Below are 17,351 nucleotides of genomic sequence, written 5' to 3'. Positions count from 1 at the left end.
TGTTGACGGCCGCCTTTTCTGTTATGAATGGAAATGATCATGTCGAGACGCTTGTCTTGATTGAAAGAAGAAAAAAGAGTATAATTATATCCGTTTTAGGTTAAAATCCGTTTTAATTTTTTAACAAAATTTAATATTCAGGGGGTTTTGTCTATGTCTGAAAAAAACGGAAAAAAATTCGTCCCCTACGTTCCGGCGTCAAAGTCGCTGCCTGAGCTTACTGTCACAGCGATTATATTAGGAATTGTTTTATCCATTTTATTCGGAGCCGCGAACGCTTATCTAGGTTTAAAAGTTGGATTGACAGTATCAGCTTCCATCCCTGCAGCTGTCATTTCTATGGGAATTTTGCGCGGAATTTTCAGAAAAGATTCTATTTTAGAGAATAATATCGTGCAAACCATGACAACTGCCGGTGAAGCGCTTGGGGCGGGCGCCGTTTTCACCATTCCGGCACTCTTTTATGGGATATCCCCATCAGTCAGTCCATGCTGATTTTCATTGTTCTGACCGGAGGCTTTTTAGGCGTTTTTATGATGGTTCCACTGCGCCGTATGTTAATTGTCAAAGAACACGAAACATTGCCTTATCCTGAAGGAACGGCCTGTGCCGAAGTGTTAATCACAGGTGAAAAAGGCGGATCGAATGCCATCATGGTTGCGTCCGGTCTTTTGATCGGCGGTTTGATGAAAGCTTTGGGAGACGGCTTTAAGCTGTTTAAAACAGAAATTGAAACCGGCATATATAAATTTAAAAATGCGGTAGTGGGAGCGGATGTTTATCCAGCTCTGCTCGGTGTTGGCTATATTATTGGTCCTCGTATATCCGGTCAAATGTTGGCGGGAGGATTGCTTGCTTGGATTGTCATCATTCCTCTCATCGGATTTTTCGGTGCAGATGGCACCCATGCCATTTTCCCATCGACAGAACCGATTAAACATTTGAATGCGTGGGGAATTTGGGACAACTACATCCGCTATATTGGTGCAGGTGCGGTTGCAGCCGGCGGGATTATTACATTGGCCAAATCAATCCCGACATTATATCAAACCGCGGCTGCCACATTTAAAAATCTTTCCAATGGATCGAATGGCCAAGTGTCCTTAGACAGAACCGATCGGGACATGCGGATGAAATACGTAATTTTAGGTGCACTCGTTCTCATCGTTATCATTGCTCTTGACCCGTTTGTGAAGGTAGGAATTCTCGGAGCGCTCGCTATCGCCGTTTTTGGCTTCTTATTTGTAACTGTCGCTTCCAGAATAGTCGGAATCGTTGGAAGTTCTTCTTCTCCGGTTTCTGGAATGACGATCGCCACACTGCTCATCGTCACGCTTATTTTTAAACTGACAGGTTATCACGGAAAAGAAGGAATGGTTGCAGCCCTTACTGTCGCTGCCATTGTTTGTACGGCACTTGCCGTAGCAGGTGATATTTCCCAAGATTTAAAAACCGGTTATCTTGTCGGAGGAACACCGTGGAAACAACAAGTTGCCATGATGATCGGTGTCTTGGCTTCCGGTCTTGTAATGGGCTTCATCCTTGTGATGCTGCATAAAGCCTATACGATGGGATCAGCTGCTCTGCCTGCTCCGAAAGCTATGTTGATGAAAATATTAGTAGAAGGAATTATGGGTGGAAACTTGCCTTGGGAACTGATATTAATCGGTGCTTCTATTTCAATCGTGATTGAATTTTTAGGATTGAATTCCCTTGTTGTCGCCGTCGGTATTTATTTGCCTGTTCACACAAGCGTTCCGATTATGGCAGGAGGAATCGTCCGCTGGCTTGTAGAAGTACTTTCAAAATCGAAAGAAGAAAAAGAAAAAAGCAGCGAAAAAGGAGTTCTTTTTGCATCCGGTCTGATTGCGGGAGAATCTCTCGTCGGCGTGATCATCGCTATTTTAATTTGGCTGAAGGTGCCGGTTCCTGAAAATGTAGCAACCGAAAACCAATGGCTGCCTCTTCTTTTATTTATCATCATATGCGTGATGTTATACATGGCTTCTACCAGCAAAAAAGGGCTGGCTAAAAAATGATCCGGCGGAAGAAAAATCTCTTGGAAATGGTGCCGGTACTGAAAGACAATCTAAAGATCGACCATGAAAATCAGCGTTTAATCGTTCCACGTACTAATCTGATCGAACGATTTTCCGTCCGATTTTTAAAGCAGCCGTCAGAAAGAAAAATCCAATTGGATGACTTAGGGTTCTTTGTCATCCGACATATAGACGGGAAAAGCACAGTTTTAGAGCTTGCGAATGTCGTAGAAACAAAGCTGGGGGACAAAGCCTCCCCCGTTCTGGAACGCTTAGTCACGTTCCTGTCCATCTTGGAATCATATGACTGGCTCAAATGGAAAGAAAAATAGTATCCATATTATGTGAGTGCGAAGGCATTCTCCTTTATTTTGATCAGTAAATACAAAAAAGTTCACGGAATCCATATGTTCCGTGAACTTTTTTTGCTAATAAACCTCGAAAGATTAAAAGAAAGAATACTAGAATAACAGTTTGAGCCTGAAACTCCCTATCCATCGATCGTGACGTCGCCTTTAGGTTATTTTCTATTTTCTAAAATCTTTTAAACTGGCAGATCAAATGGACCGAACAGCCACAACTCCCTTGATTTCTTTTATTCTTGCTTCTACACTTGGCAGAACATCGCCATTCACTTTATTGTCAATATCAATCAACGTATAAGCCCACTCGCCTTTGCTTCGATTCAGCATATCGGCAATGTTGAGATGGCTTTCTGCTAAAATAGAAGTCATCTGTCCCACCATATTTGGAATATTTTGATGGATCACCGTAATCCGTTTTCTGCCTACATAAGGGAGCTCTACATTGGCGAAATTAACAGAATTTTTAATATTCCCTGTTTCTAAATAATCTTTTAACTGTTTGGCGGCCATGATGGCGCAATTTTCTTCCGATTCTTTCGTGGAAGCTCCGAGATGCGGGACTGCAATGACGTTCTTCATGCCTAATATGCGGTCATTTGGAAAATCCGTTATATACTTAGCCACAATCCCTTTTTCAATCGCCTCATTCAAATCATGTTCGTTTACTAGTTCTCCACGAGAAAAATTCAAAATCCGTACCCCTGGCTTCATTTGGCTAAATGCTTCTCGATTGAACATTTCTCTCGTTTGATCCGTAAGCGGCACATGAACGGTAATATAGTCACATGCGGAAAAAATTTGTTCAATGTTCATAGCCCTTTGGACGTTTCTGGACAAGTTCCAAGCCGTATCGACGGAAATAAATGGATCAAATCCAATGACTTCCATATCCAGTTCGAGGGCATCGTTAGCCACCAGCGCCCCTATGGCACCCAAGCCAATAATCCCTAATTTTTTCCCTTTAATCTCTGTTCCGACAAACTCTTTTTTACCTGCTTCCACCAAGGAAGGAACTTGATCACCTTGCCCCCGAAGCGTTTTCGCCCATTCCACGCCATCAAATAAGTTCCTTGAGGAAGCAAGCAAAACAGCCAATACCAATTCTTTCACAGCATTTGCATTGGCTCCAGGCGTATTGAAAACCACAATTCCTCGTTCTGAACATGCTTGCACCGGAATGTTGTTCACCCCCGCACCTGCACGCGCGATGGCTTTTACACTCCTCGGAATATCAACATTATGCAAATTATAGCTACGCAATATAATGCCGTCCGGTTGGTCATCATCATTGTTAATCGTAAAATTTTCTTGGCGCAAAATATTTAAACCACTTTCGGCAATGCTGTTGTAAGTTTTAATTGTGTACATTGCTTCTATTCCTCCTAGCTGTTTTTGCCTCAAAGCTTTTCATAAATTCCACCAGCTTTTTTACTCCCTCAATCGGCATTGCATTATATATGCTTGCACGCATTCCTCCGACGGTACGGTGGCCTTTTAATGTTTCCAATCCTTGCGCTTTTGCCTCTTTAATAAATTGAGTGTTCAATTCTTCAGAAGGCAGTGTAAAAGGAATATTCATTAATGAGCGACTTTCTTTTTCCACAGGGGAATGGAATAGCTCAGATTGATCCAAGAATTCGTAAAGCAGCTGGGCTTTTTCTCGATTGATTTTTTCCATCACGGATACCCCGCCCAGTTCTTTCAACCATTCAAAAACAAGTTTTGCTACATAAATACTGAACGTCGGCGGCGTATTATACAACGAACCTTTATCACTGTGGGTCTGATAGTTTAACATGACGGGGCAATTCTCAGGTGCGTTTCCAATGAGATCTTCCCGTATTATGACGACGGTCAAACCGGCAGGGCCAATGTTTTTTTGTGCTCCCGCATAGATCAGACCAAATTTGGACACATCATATTCCTGTGCAAGAATATTGGAAGACATATCCGCAACGAGAGGGATGCTTCCCGTATCCGGAACTGAGAAATAACAAGTTCCTTCAATGGTGTTATTCGTCGTAATATGGACATAATCTGCATCCTCGGAAAACATAGCCGGATCCAAGGATGGAATATAACTGAATTTCTTATCTTCTGAAGAGGCGACAACACGAACTTCGCCGAATTTTTTTGCTTCCGCCATGGCTTTTTTCGACCATGAACCTGTATGTACAAAATCCGCTTTTTTATTTTTCACAAGCAAATTCATGGGGATCATCGCAAACTGCAAAGAAGCGCCCCCTTGCAAAAATAACACTTTGTAATTGTCAGGAATGCTCATTAATTCACGCAGCAAAACTTCTGCTTCCTGAATAATTTCTTCAAATGCACTGGATCGATGACTGAGTTCCATTACAGACATCCCAGTTCCACGATAATTGAGCAATTCTTTTTGGACTTTTTCCAAAACGGGCAACGGCAACATCGACGGACCTGCAGAAAAATTAAAGACTCTCTCCATTCCACTTCTCCTCGTTTTACTTGTGATTTCAATTCTGAAAATTTATACTATAATAATATTTAAAAATTATACGCCAAAACACTCCAACTATCAAGATCCACTTGCAAGAAAACTCATTTAGTTGTGCTTTCACAGCAGAAACGGATGTCTTTTTTATAGGAAACTTTCTCCCTCCCATTTCTTCCGAAAAGGCGGCTTTCATCATGCCCAGATTCGGAAGCCATCTGCTTACTTTTGCAATCCAAAACGGACAAATATCGTGTTCCATCTGCTGCCTTGCCAATAGATCGCTCGGCTGCTTTCTTCCCGCAACTGAAAAGAATGGAATCTTTTCCAACTTTTTTAGATTGAGCATTTTGCAAAATTAGATTTTGGCTAGTTGTATAATCAAATGCAACAAGCATAAAAAATGAAAAACCATAGATAAACCACGTATGATTAAGTCGACTAAAACAATATCGATACGGAGGATTTATCTATGGCAATTACTAATTCTACCATAGGAGCTCGGCATTTCAAACACTTAACGGCTTATGACCGTGGGAAAATTGCGGCCTTACACGCTGCTGGTAAGACTCAACAGGAGATTGCAGATTATGTTGGTTGTCACAAAAGCACCATCTCCCGTGAGTTAAGAAGAGGTACAGTGCCACAAAGAAAAAGCAACGGGAAAATTGTTCATGTCTATTTTCCAGACACAGGTCAACTTCTCTATGAGAGAAACAGGAAAGCCTGTGGCCGCAAGCTAAAACTAGACGATGCCATCGAGTTTATTAAGTATGCCGAAACTCAGATCCTTGATAAGAAATGGTCTCCTGATGCGGTATGTGGGAGAGCCAAACGTGATGGGAAATTCAAAGACAAAATGGTTTGCACCAAGACCCTTTATAACTATATTGATCTAGGACTTATAGGCGTTAAAAACATTGACCTACCTATGAAAATTACCCTGAACACCAAGAAAAAACGTAACCGGAAGAATAAGAAGATCTTAGGACGCAGTATCGATGAGCGACCAATTGAAGTCAATGAACGCCAAGAGTTTGGTCACTGGGAAATTGATACGGTTATAGGCAAGAAGACTAAAGATCAGGCCTTATTGACTCTTACTGAGCGCAAAACCCGTAAAGAAATAATTTTGAGAGTGACAGCCAAGGATAGTCTATCCGTTTCAGAAGTCATATCTCAGTTGAAAGTGTCTTATGGTAATCGGTTCTCTAAAGTGTTTAAAACCATTACGGCTGATAACGGTTCTGAATTTGCTGACCTCGGCCTTAGTGTTGAAAAAGATCTAACAGAGGTTTATTTTACACACCCTTACACATCCTGTGAACGAGGAACCAACGAGCGTCATAATGGCCTTATTAGGCGCTTCATACCAAAGGGGAGACCCATTTCCTCTGTGGCAGACGAAACCATTACCTATGTTGAAAATTGGTGTAACCATCTTCCAAGGAAGATCCTCAATTATCGTACACCTGAGGAGTGTTTCCAAATAGAGTTAGCTGGCTTAGCTTCTTAACCTTAAGCCAGCTAACCCAAAGGGTTGGTTTTTAGCAACTTGACAAAGAGCCTCTGCGGGCATGGCTACCAGCCATGAAGCCAGGTATACGGTACTGGCTGGGCCAACCAGGCTACCATGCCCACCACTCCACGTCAAGTCGCGCAGAGTGTCCCGATTCTACTTAATCATGGGTTATCTGGTCTTTCAATACTTGTTGCATTTAATATTGCAATTTAAGAAAATTAGATTTTTATTAAAAAGAGTTTTAAAAGAAACCCAAATAAATTGGGGTATTTTGTATCTTTGGTTTACAAATATTCTGTTTGTCCTTTTTTGGGCGTACTTGCAGAATTTTTCGCTTTAAAAATTTTTTAAGCGGTTTGTTGCTTTTTACTCTCTTTTGCCATTGCGAGAGCTGAAACCAGTAATACGATGGCGTTCAAGTAAATATGAGTTTTTACTTTATCGATTCCCCACACATGCAGGGAGTTCGCTGTAAGATCACTTTTCATTCTTGAATTGCACCGTTCTACACTGGTTCGCTCATTGTAAAGTTCTTTCCAACGTTTGGAATCGCGGTGTGGATTAGAGTACCGGCGAAGATCCTTATTCACGTTAATTTTTACTACCATTCCATAGTTGGAGGATGAACAGGCTGCCATTCCTAATGGGCAATCCACTTTTCCGGTTGCGTGTGGACATCTGAATTTGAGCTGATCCTTATTGGCTCCCCAATAAGTCATTTCGTACCCCATCGAACAGCGTGGGGTTCCATTGGAGGCAATTCCTTCGGGAGGCTCCTTTTCATTACGCAAATTGAGTGGAATAATAGCTTGAGCCCCAATGTTCTTGGCGGATTCGTAGTTTTTAAGCTGGTCGTACCCACCATCCATTATCAGGAAATCAATTTTAGAGTTTGTACAACTCTTTACTTGTTCAATTAATTGTGGTGCGACATCCCCATCGTTGATATGAGCAGGGGTTACTTCAATCGCCATTGGTAATTCACTTTTGGTGTCAACGGAAAGATGCATCTTATAGCCAAACCAAGTCATTTTATTACCGAAGGAATCAAACTTTGCCCCCCAATTGGCGTTGCCTGTTTGTTCACTTCGCTTCTTAGGCTGCTTCTTTTCGTAAGCATCAATGGCGGCACTGTCGATAGCCTGATGTTTTCCATCAATTACTCCTTCCTCTTGAGCTAACTGGACGAGATCTTGAAAGATTCTTTTCACAAGTCCAGTTTTGGTTAGTGAAGAAAATACTCGGCTAAGAGTAGAGATGGATGGTGCAGGCCTGCTAATATCTAAACCACATTGGTAACGAAAACGCAGGTCATTTTTCAATCGATTGTGAAGAGAAGTAAAAGTATCAATACCTTCTAATGGGGCAGCGATAAGAGCCCTTAATATCCCTTCTTTGGAATGTCCTTCAGCCCCTTGGGGTGAAGAACTTTTCAATTGTTTAGCATAAGGACGCAAATCTAGAGCACTAAAAAAGATCGGTAATTTCTCTTTTGACTCTAAAATTTGCAATTCTTCAAAGGAAAATAGACTTTCTTGTAGAATATACAAAGTGACTTCCTCCTTGTGGATTTTTGTGGTTTGGTCACTTCAAAATTCTACAAATAAGGGGTGAAGTCCTTTTTTATGCTTTAGAAAACCTTATGGCTCTTGGGTTGAAAAATGTGCAAAATGCTCAGATTAAAAAGAGACCGGTTCCTTTTCTTCCAAACCGGTCTTTTTTTTGCACTCTATTTTTCTATGTAAATACCCTGTTTCATTTAAGAGTTGTTCGATTCTAATTTCACCATCTGTGTTTTGATCAAGTTTAAAATATTTTCCAAATTGCTATCTTTTTTATATCCTTCTTCATAAGCTGCTTTTAAAATCGATAAAAACATTTGCTGTTCTTTTGTCATATCCCTCCATCCTTTCAACTTAAAATGTTTGTCAATACGTGTCTATCATAGTTTGTTTTTGACTGATTTACAAGAATTTTCTCTGCATTATGAACCTTAACTAAGCATAAAACAGAATGAGAAAGGCAAATCGACAATCTATGCGTAAAAAGCCTGTACTATTCCCCTTTCGAAGAAAAGATCTTTTTTCGTCCAATTGATCCTTTAAAAAGCAAAAAAAGCCGGCTCATTATAGGTTGACTCCCTTTTGAGCAAGCCCTATGCTTTCATGGATTCGATATTTTTTCCTTTTTTCACTACTATGTTTTTCTATGTCTCTCGATGAACAGCCAAGGAAATGATCTCCGCCTTAAAGTTGAAAATTAGGCTCGTCCAATCTCTCACTCTATGACAACCCATTCTTTCACGAACTACGCTTATGAACGAGCCATCCTCTATAAACCCTGATCGTCGACAAGACATCTATTATTCATTGTCCGTTGTTTGTTTTATTGGCTGACAAGTAACAAACAAAAGAATTCGATGGATTAGATTGAATGTTTTTCCTTTTTTCACTAGAGCCCTTGCCAAAATGCTATATCCCCTGAAACTGTAAGCAGTCAGACAATTAAAGTTCGTTGATTTATTCCACTAAAGAAAAAAGACGTTTGTAGGAACATTATGACAAATATAAAAAGAAATTGTGAGTTTTTGATTTTAATAGGATAAATTTGCTTATTATAAGTGCCAGAATTTTATCACTTTTTGAGGCTTTGGGCGAGTTTCAATAGATTAGGCTACTCATTCCTGTGGTAAATATTGTAAAACGGAAAAGGATGATTTTTTTTGAAAAAAAAAGAGCCATGAAAGCCACTCCTTTGTTAAGATATAAGTACGCCCAAATATCCAGGGAGTGATTTCATGACTATTTCTATTCTAACACAAACCAGAGACTTTTCAATACAACAAAATTTGATTCCCCACAATTGGCAAGACTATGCCGATATACCATTTGTCATTCCAGCCATGTGTTTCCCATGGGAGATTTTTAAGCCGATTGAACGAGAATACTACACCCTTTTATATTTGCACCTAAAAAATGAAAGAGCACATGATCCTTCTAATGAAATACAACCGGCACTATTTTCAATAACGGAGGAAGAAGACAAGTCTGCGTCTTCATTATTTCATCTCCCTTCCACTGGGAGAAAACCGCATCCTTTCATGCCCTTTTTTCGTGCTTTTGAACTGGCCTCTTTACAGTATATTGAAGTGATGGTGGAGAGTGTCTATTTGCAAGTGAAATCAAACCCGCTATTTGCCACCATGTGTGGATTTACGGAGAAAATTCCGAGCTACCGTTCCTTTGCTCGTTTTGATCAAATCATGACAACAAATGGTCTTTGGGAAAAAGCCCGGCTATTGGTTGTTGAATATAATAAAGGGGAAGGCGTGGTTGAAACGAATGAGGAAGCAGCCGCCGTGGATACATCGCATATAGAGGCAGAAGCAACCTTGAATAAAACAAGGAAGACGTGTTCTTGTGAGGGTAATTGCGATTGCCCCAGAGTCCTTACGGACGACAATGTAGGGGTAATGCGTAAAAGTAATGCAGTCTCCTATATTGCGCATAAATTATCAATGGTATGCGGGGTGAGATCCGGTTTGCCTTTGACGCGGGAAGTATTTAAAGGAAATACACCCGATGGGAAAACATTAGAACCGACATTGGAAACGTTTAAGGCAGAGCACCCCGAGATGGCTGAGCAGTTGAGCTTTATCCTGGCAGATGGAATCTACCAAACGCCGGAAAATCAAAAAGTGACAAAGGATGTATTACAGGCGAAATTGGTGGCACCGATCAATCCACGGAACCGTAAAGATAAACCAACTACCGCCCGAGGGATTGAAAAAATCAACCGGTACGGCACTCCCATCTGTATCAGTGGACATAAAATGGAACTTAGAGGATCTGATCGGGAAAAGGGGCAATATATTTACACTTGTCCTGTATTTCATCCAAATGCCAAGCAAGAAGGTCTCACCTGCCCGCTAGCGAATCACGCGGAATGTTGTAATGGGGCAGCACAAGGAAGAGTATTTAGGATAGACTTTGATCAAACGCCTCAAGTAGATGTCGAGTTGCCGCAACATGGTCGCACATTTGAAGTGTTATATAGTGCCAGGACGATCATCGAAAGAATCTTTGGCATTCTAAAAGACGGATACAGTCTCCGTCGTGTTCACAAGCGTGGGAAGCAGGCAGTTGAAGCTCATGTAGATCGATGCATGATATCTATGCATATCATGGCAAATATGGCGTACCATCAGACAGGAAAGGCCAATTGTGGATGGACACGCAATCGGCTGCAAAGAGCAAATTAAGTTATTCACAGGTGGATATGTGAATAACTCAAATGAACGTTTTCTTTCCACAAAGGGTAGTGAAAAAAACCATTTTGTGAAGGCGGGATACGTATGCCCTTTTTTTGAAGAAAAATGACCGTTTTACTTCTATTGAATTAAAAATCTGGATGTAAATTGAAAATCTGGATGAAAAGGCAAAAAAAATCGGGATAATTAATTTTCCAGAGCCTCGCTCAAGGGTATATTTTTATTTTGGCAGAGGCTCCTAGAAATCATTTCTTGCGGAATAACCATTTTTTGGATAAATAACTGTCCAATCTCCTTGCCGGGCAGCGACTTACTAAATAAAAATCCTTGAATTTCATCACAACGGCATTGCTGCAAAAACTGCAACTGCGATTTTGTCTCTACTCCTTCTGCCACGACGCGCGTTCCCATTGCATGCGCCATCTCGATCAACGCTTTTATAATGGCTTGATCAATAACGTTCTCCTCTAAATATTGGATAAAAGAACGGTCGATTTTTAATGTATCAATCGGATATTTTCTTAAGCTATTAATGGAAGAATACCCTGTGCCAAAGTCATCTAAAGCAATCCGCACTCCTAAGTTTTGTATTTTTCTCCATTGTTCCAATACCAGGTCATTCAAAAGAAGTAAAGACAACTCCGTTATTTCCATTTCCAGCTGCGAAGGTTCGATTTGGTGGTCCGTCGTTGCTTGCAGGATCGTTTCATATAAACCTTTTTTCAAAAACCGTTTTGCTGATATATTAATAGAGATCGTTGGAACTTCAATGTTTTGGCTTTGCCATTCATGGATTTGTTCGCATACTTTCCTTATCACCCAGTCGCCGATCTCGTTAATTAATCCTCCTTCTTCCGCCAACGGAATGAACTCCGATGGCAGCACGGTCCCCCATTCAGGATGGTGCCAACGCAAAAGAGCTTCTGCACCAACAATTTGATTCGTGTTGGCTTCTATACGCGGCTGATATTCGATCGATAAGCCATCGTTTTTTAAAGCTTTGCGCAGCTCTTTTTCTAGATGATACATTTTAAACGTCGATCTTTTCATAGACGAAACATAGATTTGGCAATTATTTTTACCGAACTCTTTTGCCCGGGATAAAGCCACTTCTGCGACTTGAAACAATGTGTCAGGATCTTCACCATCGTTAGGATAAAAACTTAATCCAATGCTGGTAGTGATAAAAAGTTCGTATTCTTCCACTTCCATTTTTCTGCCAATCACTTCCATTATTTGCTGCGCTAATTGAACATACGGTTCCCTTTTTTCTCCGTATTTCACTAGAGCAACAAATTCGTCTCCGCCGACCCTATAGACCGTCCCATGTTTCCCGATGACTTCTTGCAACCGTTCGGCTATTTTTTCCAACGCTTTATCTCCGATCCTGTGACCTAGTGCATCATTCATTTTTTGAAAGCTATCCAAATCGAAGCAAAAAACAGCAAACATCCCACCGTTGCAATCGATCCATCTATTCAAATCTTCCATGAAAGCATTTCGGTTGCGGAGCCTTGTCAATAGGTCGTGACTGGCCATTTGTTTTATTGACATGTCTTCATAATTTTCTGCAAAAAAAATGGACATTTAAACCGTTTTCCTTCCTGGCACGACTTTTTTTGACGAATCTTTTTGCAGTTCTCTTGCTATGAAAAAGATTCCCTCCATTTACTTATTATAGGAAAAAAACATCTAATAATCTACATATTTATACAAATTTTCCCTTTGATTTTCTGTTTCTTCATTGATTTTTTTATTATTTTTATTTTCTCAATATGTAATTCTCCTATTCAGTTCATCCAATTTTCTACAAAATATGGTATGAACTTGGTGCTTTGCATGGAAAAAATGTCAAGTTGCCCCTTTTCAAATACGGCTGTAAATAGTTGTAATCCAGTCCCAAGACGTTTCTATAAAAAACGGCAGCCAGACAAAAAAATATTATATTAAAATATTATTAATTTTCCGTTAAAATATGGTTAATTATTTTTAAAAGAATGGCACCCTTTGACGAAACAGCATGATCCATGCCATTCTGCTGCCCCCCATACATCTTATTAGATCATCAAAATCTCCTATCAAAACTATTTTTTCAATACCATCACAAATCCGAGGCTGTCCGACGATTCATAATCGCTCCCGGTGCATCCCTTTATTCATGTAAAGATTGATATCGGGCATTGCTTTCCGCGGGCGGTCCCGAAGCCTCTTATTTGTCCCCCGCAGTAGGGTCTCGCCCGACTCGCTTTTCCGCAGAAATCTCGTCACTTTCACGATCACAGTAAAATCTTAACTTTGACAAATGAAAAACATCCAATTCTGGTGGGTTGCCGTCACCCATACACTTTCTGAAACAGGCCTTGTATCCCATTTCCCTTTCAAAATACTTATTTACAGCGAATAGTTTGAACTCAACTGAATAGTTTATGAATTTTGGTCCCTTTTTGCCAAAACAAATCCCTCCTATGCAAAACAGTATGGGTTTTTTTCCAACTGTCTACACAAGAGGGATAATATCACTCTCGGCGGGTTTTCTTATTTACCACGTTCACTGGAGAATCCCTGTATTTTTGTAAATTTCATTCCAGCTTTTTCCCTTGAAATGTCTTTAACATTTGTCCATGTTGATTAATGACTTGCATCCTCAGCTAATCGAAAGCCCTGTTTTATTTCGCTTGCGTTTCTTTTTTTCTCCAAACAACACGGTGGCTAAACTTTCAAAAGGGCGAACCCATTTTTTTGATTTATTTTCCTGCGTTGTCCCTAAGCTCTGAATTAAATGACGGTCTCGTTCTTCAATTTTGATTTCTTCCATTTTTTGCTTGATCCACAATTGTTGCTGTTCTAATTTGCAAATCAGCTCACGATTAATCTCGATGAGTCGATTTTGTCCTTCTTCCAACTGCTGCAAACGTTCATAAACATCTTGACTTTGAACATGAATTTCCTGTTTTGGAGAATCAATCGCTTGATTTTCTTGTTGCTCCCGGCTTTGTTTGGCCGCCATTTGAATCGCTTTTTCAAAGGAAACGTTATTTTTTGTGATCGCTTCAATGATCCGCTGAATGACTGCCACATCTTTCGGATAAAAGACACGTGAATGGTTGATGCCTCGCTCAAAATGATAGCCATTCTCTTCAAGAGCCAAAGCGTATTTGCGAAGTGTGCTCGCCCCGATCCCTAAGCTTTTTGCTACTTCCGAACTAAAATATGCCTGCTCCACACTAGTTCCCTCCCGTTTTTCCTTCTAAATAAGGATATTCAACAAAGCCGTCTAAAAGCCTTTCACTAACTTTGGAGATTCATAAGAAGTTTTGTCAGTGGCACATAAAGGAAATCGACTTCTTTCACATTTGGACAAGGAATTGTTCGAATTTTGTCGTATAATAGTACTAGAAATTTATCTTCATAATTTTTATACAAAAGGAGCTTAATCAATCGATGAAAACATTTGATGTAGATGAGCGGCCGTCTTTTGCAGCTCTAGTTCCGTTGAGTCTGCAGCATCTATTTGCGATGTTCGGCTCAACTGTGTTGGTGCCTATTTTGTTTCATGTCAACCCGGCCACCATTTTGCTGATGAACGGAATCGGCACTTTACTTTATTTATTCATTACGAAAGGCAAGATACCGGCTTTTCTAGGTTCCAGCTTTGCTTTTATTTCACCCGTATTTGTTGTTTTGGGAGAAAAGAGCTATCATGAAGCACTGGGTGGCTTTATAGCAGTAGGAATTATTTTTATTCTGATCAGCCTTATCATTCATCTGGCCGGAACAAAGTGGATCGATGTCGTCTTTCCGCCGGCAGCGATGGGAGCCATTATTACGGTTATCGGTTTAGAACTGGTTCCTACCGCGGCTGACATGGCGGGGTTGATTAAACCTTTAAGCCATCCACCCGCTCATTGGTCGCCGGACGGAAAAACCATTTTCGTTTCTCTTTTGACGTTAGGAGTGACGATTCTTGGAAACGTAGTGCTCCGCGGCTTTTTGAAAATCATCCCTATTCTGATCGGAATCACGGTTGGCTATATCAGCGCCTTATCCCTTGGAATGGTCGATTTTCAACCGATCAAAGAAGCGAAATGGTTTGCGATCCCTGATTTTTATGCTCCATCATGGGATTGGGCAAGCATCGCCATCATCGTTCCAGCCGCTCTAGTAGTTGTCGCTGAACATATTGGACACCTTGTGGTCACGCAAAATATTGTGGGGAAAGACTTATTGAAAGACCCCGGTCTTGCCCGTTCTATTCTCGGAAACGGAATCTCCACCACTTTATCAGGCTTTGTAGGATCCACGCCTAATACTACTTATGGGGAAAACATTGGTGTATTGGCACTGACGAAAGTGTACTCGACTTGGGTGATCGGGGGAGCTGCCGTTCTGTCCATTCTCCTGTCCTTTTTCGGAAAACTGGCTGCCTTGATTTCGTCCATCCCTACACCCGTTATGGGCGGTATTTCCTTGCTATTGTTTGGAGTAATAGCCGTTTCTGGATTGAGAATGCTGGTCGAATCGCAAATCGATTATTCCAAACCGATCAATATGATCTTGACAGCGGTCGTGCTTGTGATCGGGATCAGCGGAACGACTTTTACATGGGGATCTTTCTCGATAAAAGGCATGGCATTGGCTACAGTCGTGGCCGTTCTACTAAGCTTGCTCTTTAAATTGTTCGAAATCTTGCATATTTCGAACGAAGATTAAAACAATCTAGTATTCAAACAGTGATCCCCCGACTAATCTTTTTTCTTGGCGACAGGCGATATGTAAAATTTTCGGGCAATGAATGAAAATCGGATAGACGTTATCATCAATGTACACTTCCAAGCAAATACATTTCAAAAAGACCCTCAAAAATAAAAAGAAAAGGCGAAAATGAAAAAAGGATGAAAGGAATATTAATGTTCCTCTCATCCTTTTTTCAGTTTATCTTACAGCATTGAATTGAACATCACACTCTCTTGCCGCTTCATCTCGAATGCAGGAACTAAAAAAGGAATCGTTTGTTCATCTCTAACTGATGGACGTAAAGCAAACAGGCTGCACGAACTTTAAAGCGATTATCATTTTTTTATCAACATTATCCTGATTATACTCATTTTAAAAATTATCACACTTTTAAAAACATCCATACTTTTATTCCAACTATATTTATAGTATATTTAATTCGGAACAGTATTTAATAAAATGGCTTGTTTAAAGTTGCCGAAGGAAAATAAGGACCTGGCTTCCTTCTTTCGGTTTTCAAACTGTCAGATGAAATTTTGAAGCACGGGACACTATCTAACGAAAATTCAAAGGAAAAGGAATGATGAATATGGCCAATTCAAAAGCAAAAAAATGGCTCTTATATGGTGCACTGATTGCTCCAATCGTGTATCCAAAGTTGAAAAATTTTTATGACACCAAAAAATTGAGAAGGCAGTTTCAAGAAGCACAATTTTTGCGGAAATTACAAACAAAAGAAAACTAATGAAAAAACGGACAGAACTTCTTTTGAAGGGAGTCCGTTTTTTCATACACTTTTTCTTCATTTTTCCTATAGAAGGGAACAAACTAAAGTTATAGGCAGAATTCCGGTTCATCCAATAAAAACGCTCTCCGCTTCATGAACCCTTATAAATCCATTAAAAGCAATCTGTGAAACTATTGTATTAACAACAGCAACGCTGCTACGGCCGGCGTTAAAACCATGGCTACTTTTAAAACACTTTTCGGGGCCAAATTGGTAAATTTAGCTCCTACATAAGCCCCCGTCATGGTACCTACCAATACTTCCAACAGCAATATCCAGTCCAAGTATCCAGCCTGTCTATACCCCGTTCCGCCTCCAATCGCTATCGGCAAAATCACTAGCATAGTAGTCCCGACCGATTGGCGGATCGTCAAACCAAGCATCGTCAAGAGACCCAACTGAATAAATGGAGTGGCTCCGATTCCAAATGTTCCTGATAAAATTCCGGCCACTATTCCAAGTATTATCGCCTTTATCATTGTCAGCGGCTGGTTCCACTTCACTTCTTTCGTTTTTGTCTCTTCGGCCTTTTTAGACAGAGATAAACGGACTAACAGTAAAACGGAGGATAAAAACAGCATTCCCGCTGTCAGCCAATGAAGATCACCGGCAGGGATAACAGTCGCAATTTTAGATCCGATGTAAGAACCTATCGCGCCAAAAATTCCGACAACCAGTCCGACACCGACAGCTGTATTGCCTTCTCTAAAATGGCTATAAGCTCCTGATAAACTGGTAAACGCCATTGCCGTAAGCGACGTTCCCAGCGCCGTATGTATCGGGATGTTAAATAGAACAGTCAATATAGCAATAATAAAGCCAGACCCCCCTGCTCCTATAAAACCGAGCAAGAGCCCCATGGCAAACATGGTCAAAACAATCGCCAACTTCTGTTTCCTCCTTCTTTCTCCACATTCCCAAAGATCATGTTTCTTATTATGGTATACTAGTTTCATTTTTTTCACAAACTTCCAAGAGCACTCTTCTCTATAAAATGGATTTTTTCTTTTGACTGTTTTTCTTCCCGCAAACCTTCTCTTGCTATTCCTAAATAGCGGCGAATCCTTGCGACAATTGGAAAGCAAAGGGAGCAAGGAGAACAAGTACTTCTATTTTTTTATTCGGCTATACAGAAAACGAGATATAATAAGGGGGAAGGAGTGG

General features: G+C 40.6%; 12 protein-coding genes and 1 pseudogene. 6 read left to right on the top strand and 7 right to left on the bottom strand.

What is annotated here, in order from left to right; translation table 11 throughout:
• The first annotated feature begins 153 nt into the window (after nt 1–153).
• Both N1I87_RS01765 and N1I87_RS01760 read left to right on the top strand, forming a co-directional pair.
• A pseudogene (locus N1I87_RS01765) lies at nt 154–2,039 on the top strand (OPT family oligopeptide transporter).
• A gap of 26 nt (nt 2,040–2,065) precedes the next feature.
• Entirely contained in the window at nt 2,066–2,371 is a 306-nt protein-coding gene (locus N1I87_RS01760; RefSeq protein ID WP_234395479.1) for a PqqD family peptide modification chaperone, read from the top strand.
• A gap of 225 nt (nt 2,372–2,596) precedes the next feature.
• Here N1I87_RS01760 and N1I87_RS01755 read toward each other — a convergent pair whose 3' ends face one another.
• Nucleotides 2,597–3,772, bottom strand: coding sequence for a phosphoglycerate dehydrogenase (locus tag N1I87_RS01755; RefSeq protein WP_270584706.1), 1,176 nt, complete (start codon nt 3,770–3,772; stop codon nt 2,597–2,599).
• The gene (gene serC / locus N1I87_RS01750; RefSeq protein ID WP_004439567.1) at nt 3,759–4,868 is read right to left on the bottom strand and encodes a 3-phosphoserine/phosphohydroxythreonine transaminase; all 1,110 of its coding nucleotides are present in this window, start codon (nt 4,866–4,868) and stop codon (nt 3,759–3,761) included. Before serC ends, N1I87_RS01755 begins: the two co-directional genes overlap by 14 nt.
• A gap of 478 nt (nt 4,869–5,346) precedes the next feature.
• Here serC and N1I87_RS01745 point away from each other — a divergent pair, with 478 nt between their 5' ends.
• The gene (locus N1I87_RS01745) at nt 5,347–6,390 is read left to right on the top strand and encodes an IS30 family transposase (protein WP_048622401.1); all 1,044 of its coding nucleotides are present in this window, start codon (nt 5,347–5,349) and stop codon (nt 6,388–6,390) included.
• Nucleotides 6,391–6,743: 353 nt separating this feature from the next.
• Here N1I87_RS01745 and N1I87_RS01740 read toward each other — a convergent pair whose 3' ends face one another.
• Both N1I87_RS01740 and N1I87_RS01735 read right to left on the bottom strand, forming a co-directional pair.
• Entirely contained in the window at nt 6,744–7,946 is a 1,203-nt protein-coding gene (locus N1I87_RS01740; RefSeq protein ID WP_327825349.1) for a transposase, read from the bottom strand.
• Between the two features lie 209 nt (nt 7,947–8,155).
• Nucleotides 8,156–8,293: a hypothetical protein gene (locus tag N1I87_RS01735; protein ID WP_004439564.1), complete on the bottom strand. Its 138-nt coding sequence runs from the start codon at nt 8,291–8,293 to the stop codon at nt 8,156–8,158.
• Nucleotides 8,294–9,193: 900 nt separating this feature from the next.
• On the opposite strand from N1I87_RS01735, the gene N1I87_RS01730 reads away from it, so the two are divergent.
• The gene (locus N1I87_RS01730; RefSeq protein WP_328192315.1) at nt 9,194–10,657 is read left to right on the top strand and encodes a transposase; all 1,464 of its coding nucleotides are present in this window, start codon (nt 9,194–9,196) and stop codon (nt 10,655–10,657) included.
• A gap of 195 nt (nt 10,658–10,852) precedes the next feature.
• Here N1I87_RS01730 and N1I87_RS01725 read toward each other — a convergent pair whose 3' ends face one another.
• Together N1I87_RS01725 and N1I87_RS01720 are read right to left on the bottom strand one after the other, a co-directional pair.
• Nucleotides 10,853–12,253 (bottom strand): putative bifunctional diguanylate cyclase/phosphodiesterase, encoded by a 1,401-nt coding sequence (locus tag N1I87_RS01725; RefSeq protein WP_341100386.1) that lies wholly within the window; start codon nt 12,251–12,253, stop codon nt 10,853–10,855.
• Between the two features lie 1,057 nt (nt 12,254–13,310).
• Nucleotides 13,311–13,889: a hypothetical protein gene (locus N1I87_RS01720; RefSeq protein ID WP_341100385.1), complete on the bottom strand. Its 579-nt coding sequence runs from the start codon at nt 13,887–13,889 to the stop codon at nt 13,311–13,313.
• Between the two features lie 218 nt (nt 13,890–14,107).
• Between N1I87_RS01720 and uraA the strand changes: the two genes are divergently transcribed.
• Nucleotides 14,108–15,376: a uracil permease gene (uraA, locus tag N1I87_RS01715; RefSeq protein ID WP_004439556.1), complete on the top strand. Its 1,269-nt coding sequence runs from the start codon at nt 14,108–14,110 to the stop codon at nt 15,374–15,376.
• A gap of 613 nt (nt 15,377–15,989) precedes the next feature.
• Nucleotides 15,990–16,145, top strand: coding sequence for a hypothetical protein (locus N1I87_RS01710; RefSeq protein ID WP_157404835.1), 156 nt, complete (start codon nt 15,990–15,992; stop codon nt 16,143–16,145).
• A gap of 173 nt (nt 16,146–16,318) precedes the next feature.
• Here the strand turns inward: N1I87_RS01710 and N1I87_RS01705 are convergent, their stop codons facing one another.
• Nucleotides 16,319–17,074 carry a sulfite exporter TauE/SafE family protein gene (locus tag N1I87_RS01705; protein ID WP_341100384.1) on the bottom strand — a complete coding sequence of 252 codons (756 nt, stop codon included), beginning with the start codon at nt 17,072–17,074 and terminating at the stop codon, nt 16,319–16,321.
• Between the last annotated feature and the right edge of the window lie 277 nt (nt 17,075–17,351).

The sequence above is a fragment of the Bacillus sp. FSL W8-0102 genome, from assembly GCF_038007225.1.
GTDB classification, from domain to species: Bacteria; Bacillota; Bacilli; order Bacillales; family DSM-4216; genus Bacillus_O; species Bacillus_O smithii.
The sequence above is the reverse complement of the archived record's forward strand: the minus strand, read 5'-3'. Positions and strand labels throughout refer to the sequence as shown.

Excerpts from the sequence above, each read along its gene's own strand:
- N1I87_RS01760 (WP_234395479.1), top strand. The coding sequence starts at position 2,066 with ATGGTGCCGGTACTGAAAGACAATCTAAAGATCGACCATGAAAATCAG.
- N1I87_RS01755 (WP_270584706.1), bottom strand. The coding sequence starts at position 3,772 with ATGTACACAATTAAAACTTACAACAGCATTGCCGAAAGTGGTTTAAAT.
- serC (WP_004439567.1), bottom strand. The coding sequence starts at position 4,868 with ATGGAGAGAGTCTTTAATTTTTCTGCAGGTCCGTCGATGTTGCCGTTG.
- N1I87_RS01745 (WP_048622401.1), top strand. The coding sequence starts at position 5,347 with ATGGCAATTACTAATTCTACCATAGGAGCTCGGCATTTCAAACACTTA.
- N1I87_RS01735 (WP_004439564.1), bottom strand. The coding sequence starts at position 8,293 with ATGACAAAAGAACAGCAAATGTTTTTATCGATTTTAAAAGCAGCTTAT.
- N1I87_RS01730 (WP_328192315.1), top strand. The coding sequence starts at position 9,194 with ATGACTATTTCTATTCTAACACAAACCAGAGACTTTTCAATACAACAA.
- N1I87_RS01725 (WP_341100386.1), bottom strand. The coding sequence starts at position 12,253 with ATGTCCATTTTTTTTGCAGAAAATTATGAAGACATGTCAATAAAACAA.
- uraA (WP_004439556.1), top strand. The coding sequence starts at position 14,108 with ATGAAAACATTTGATGTAGATGAGCGGCCGTCTTTTGCAGCTCTAGTT.
- N1I87_RS01710 (WP_157404835.1), top strand. The coding sequence starts at position 15,990 with ATGGCCAATTCAAAAGCAAAAAAATGGCTCTTATATGGTGCACTGATT.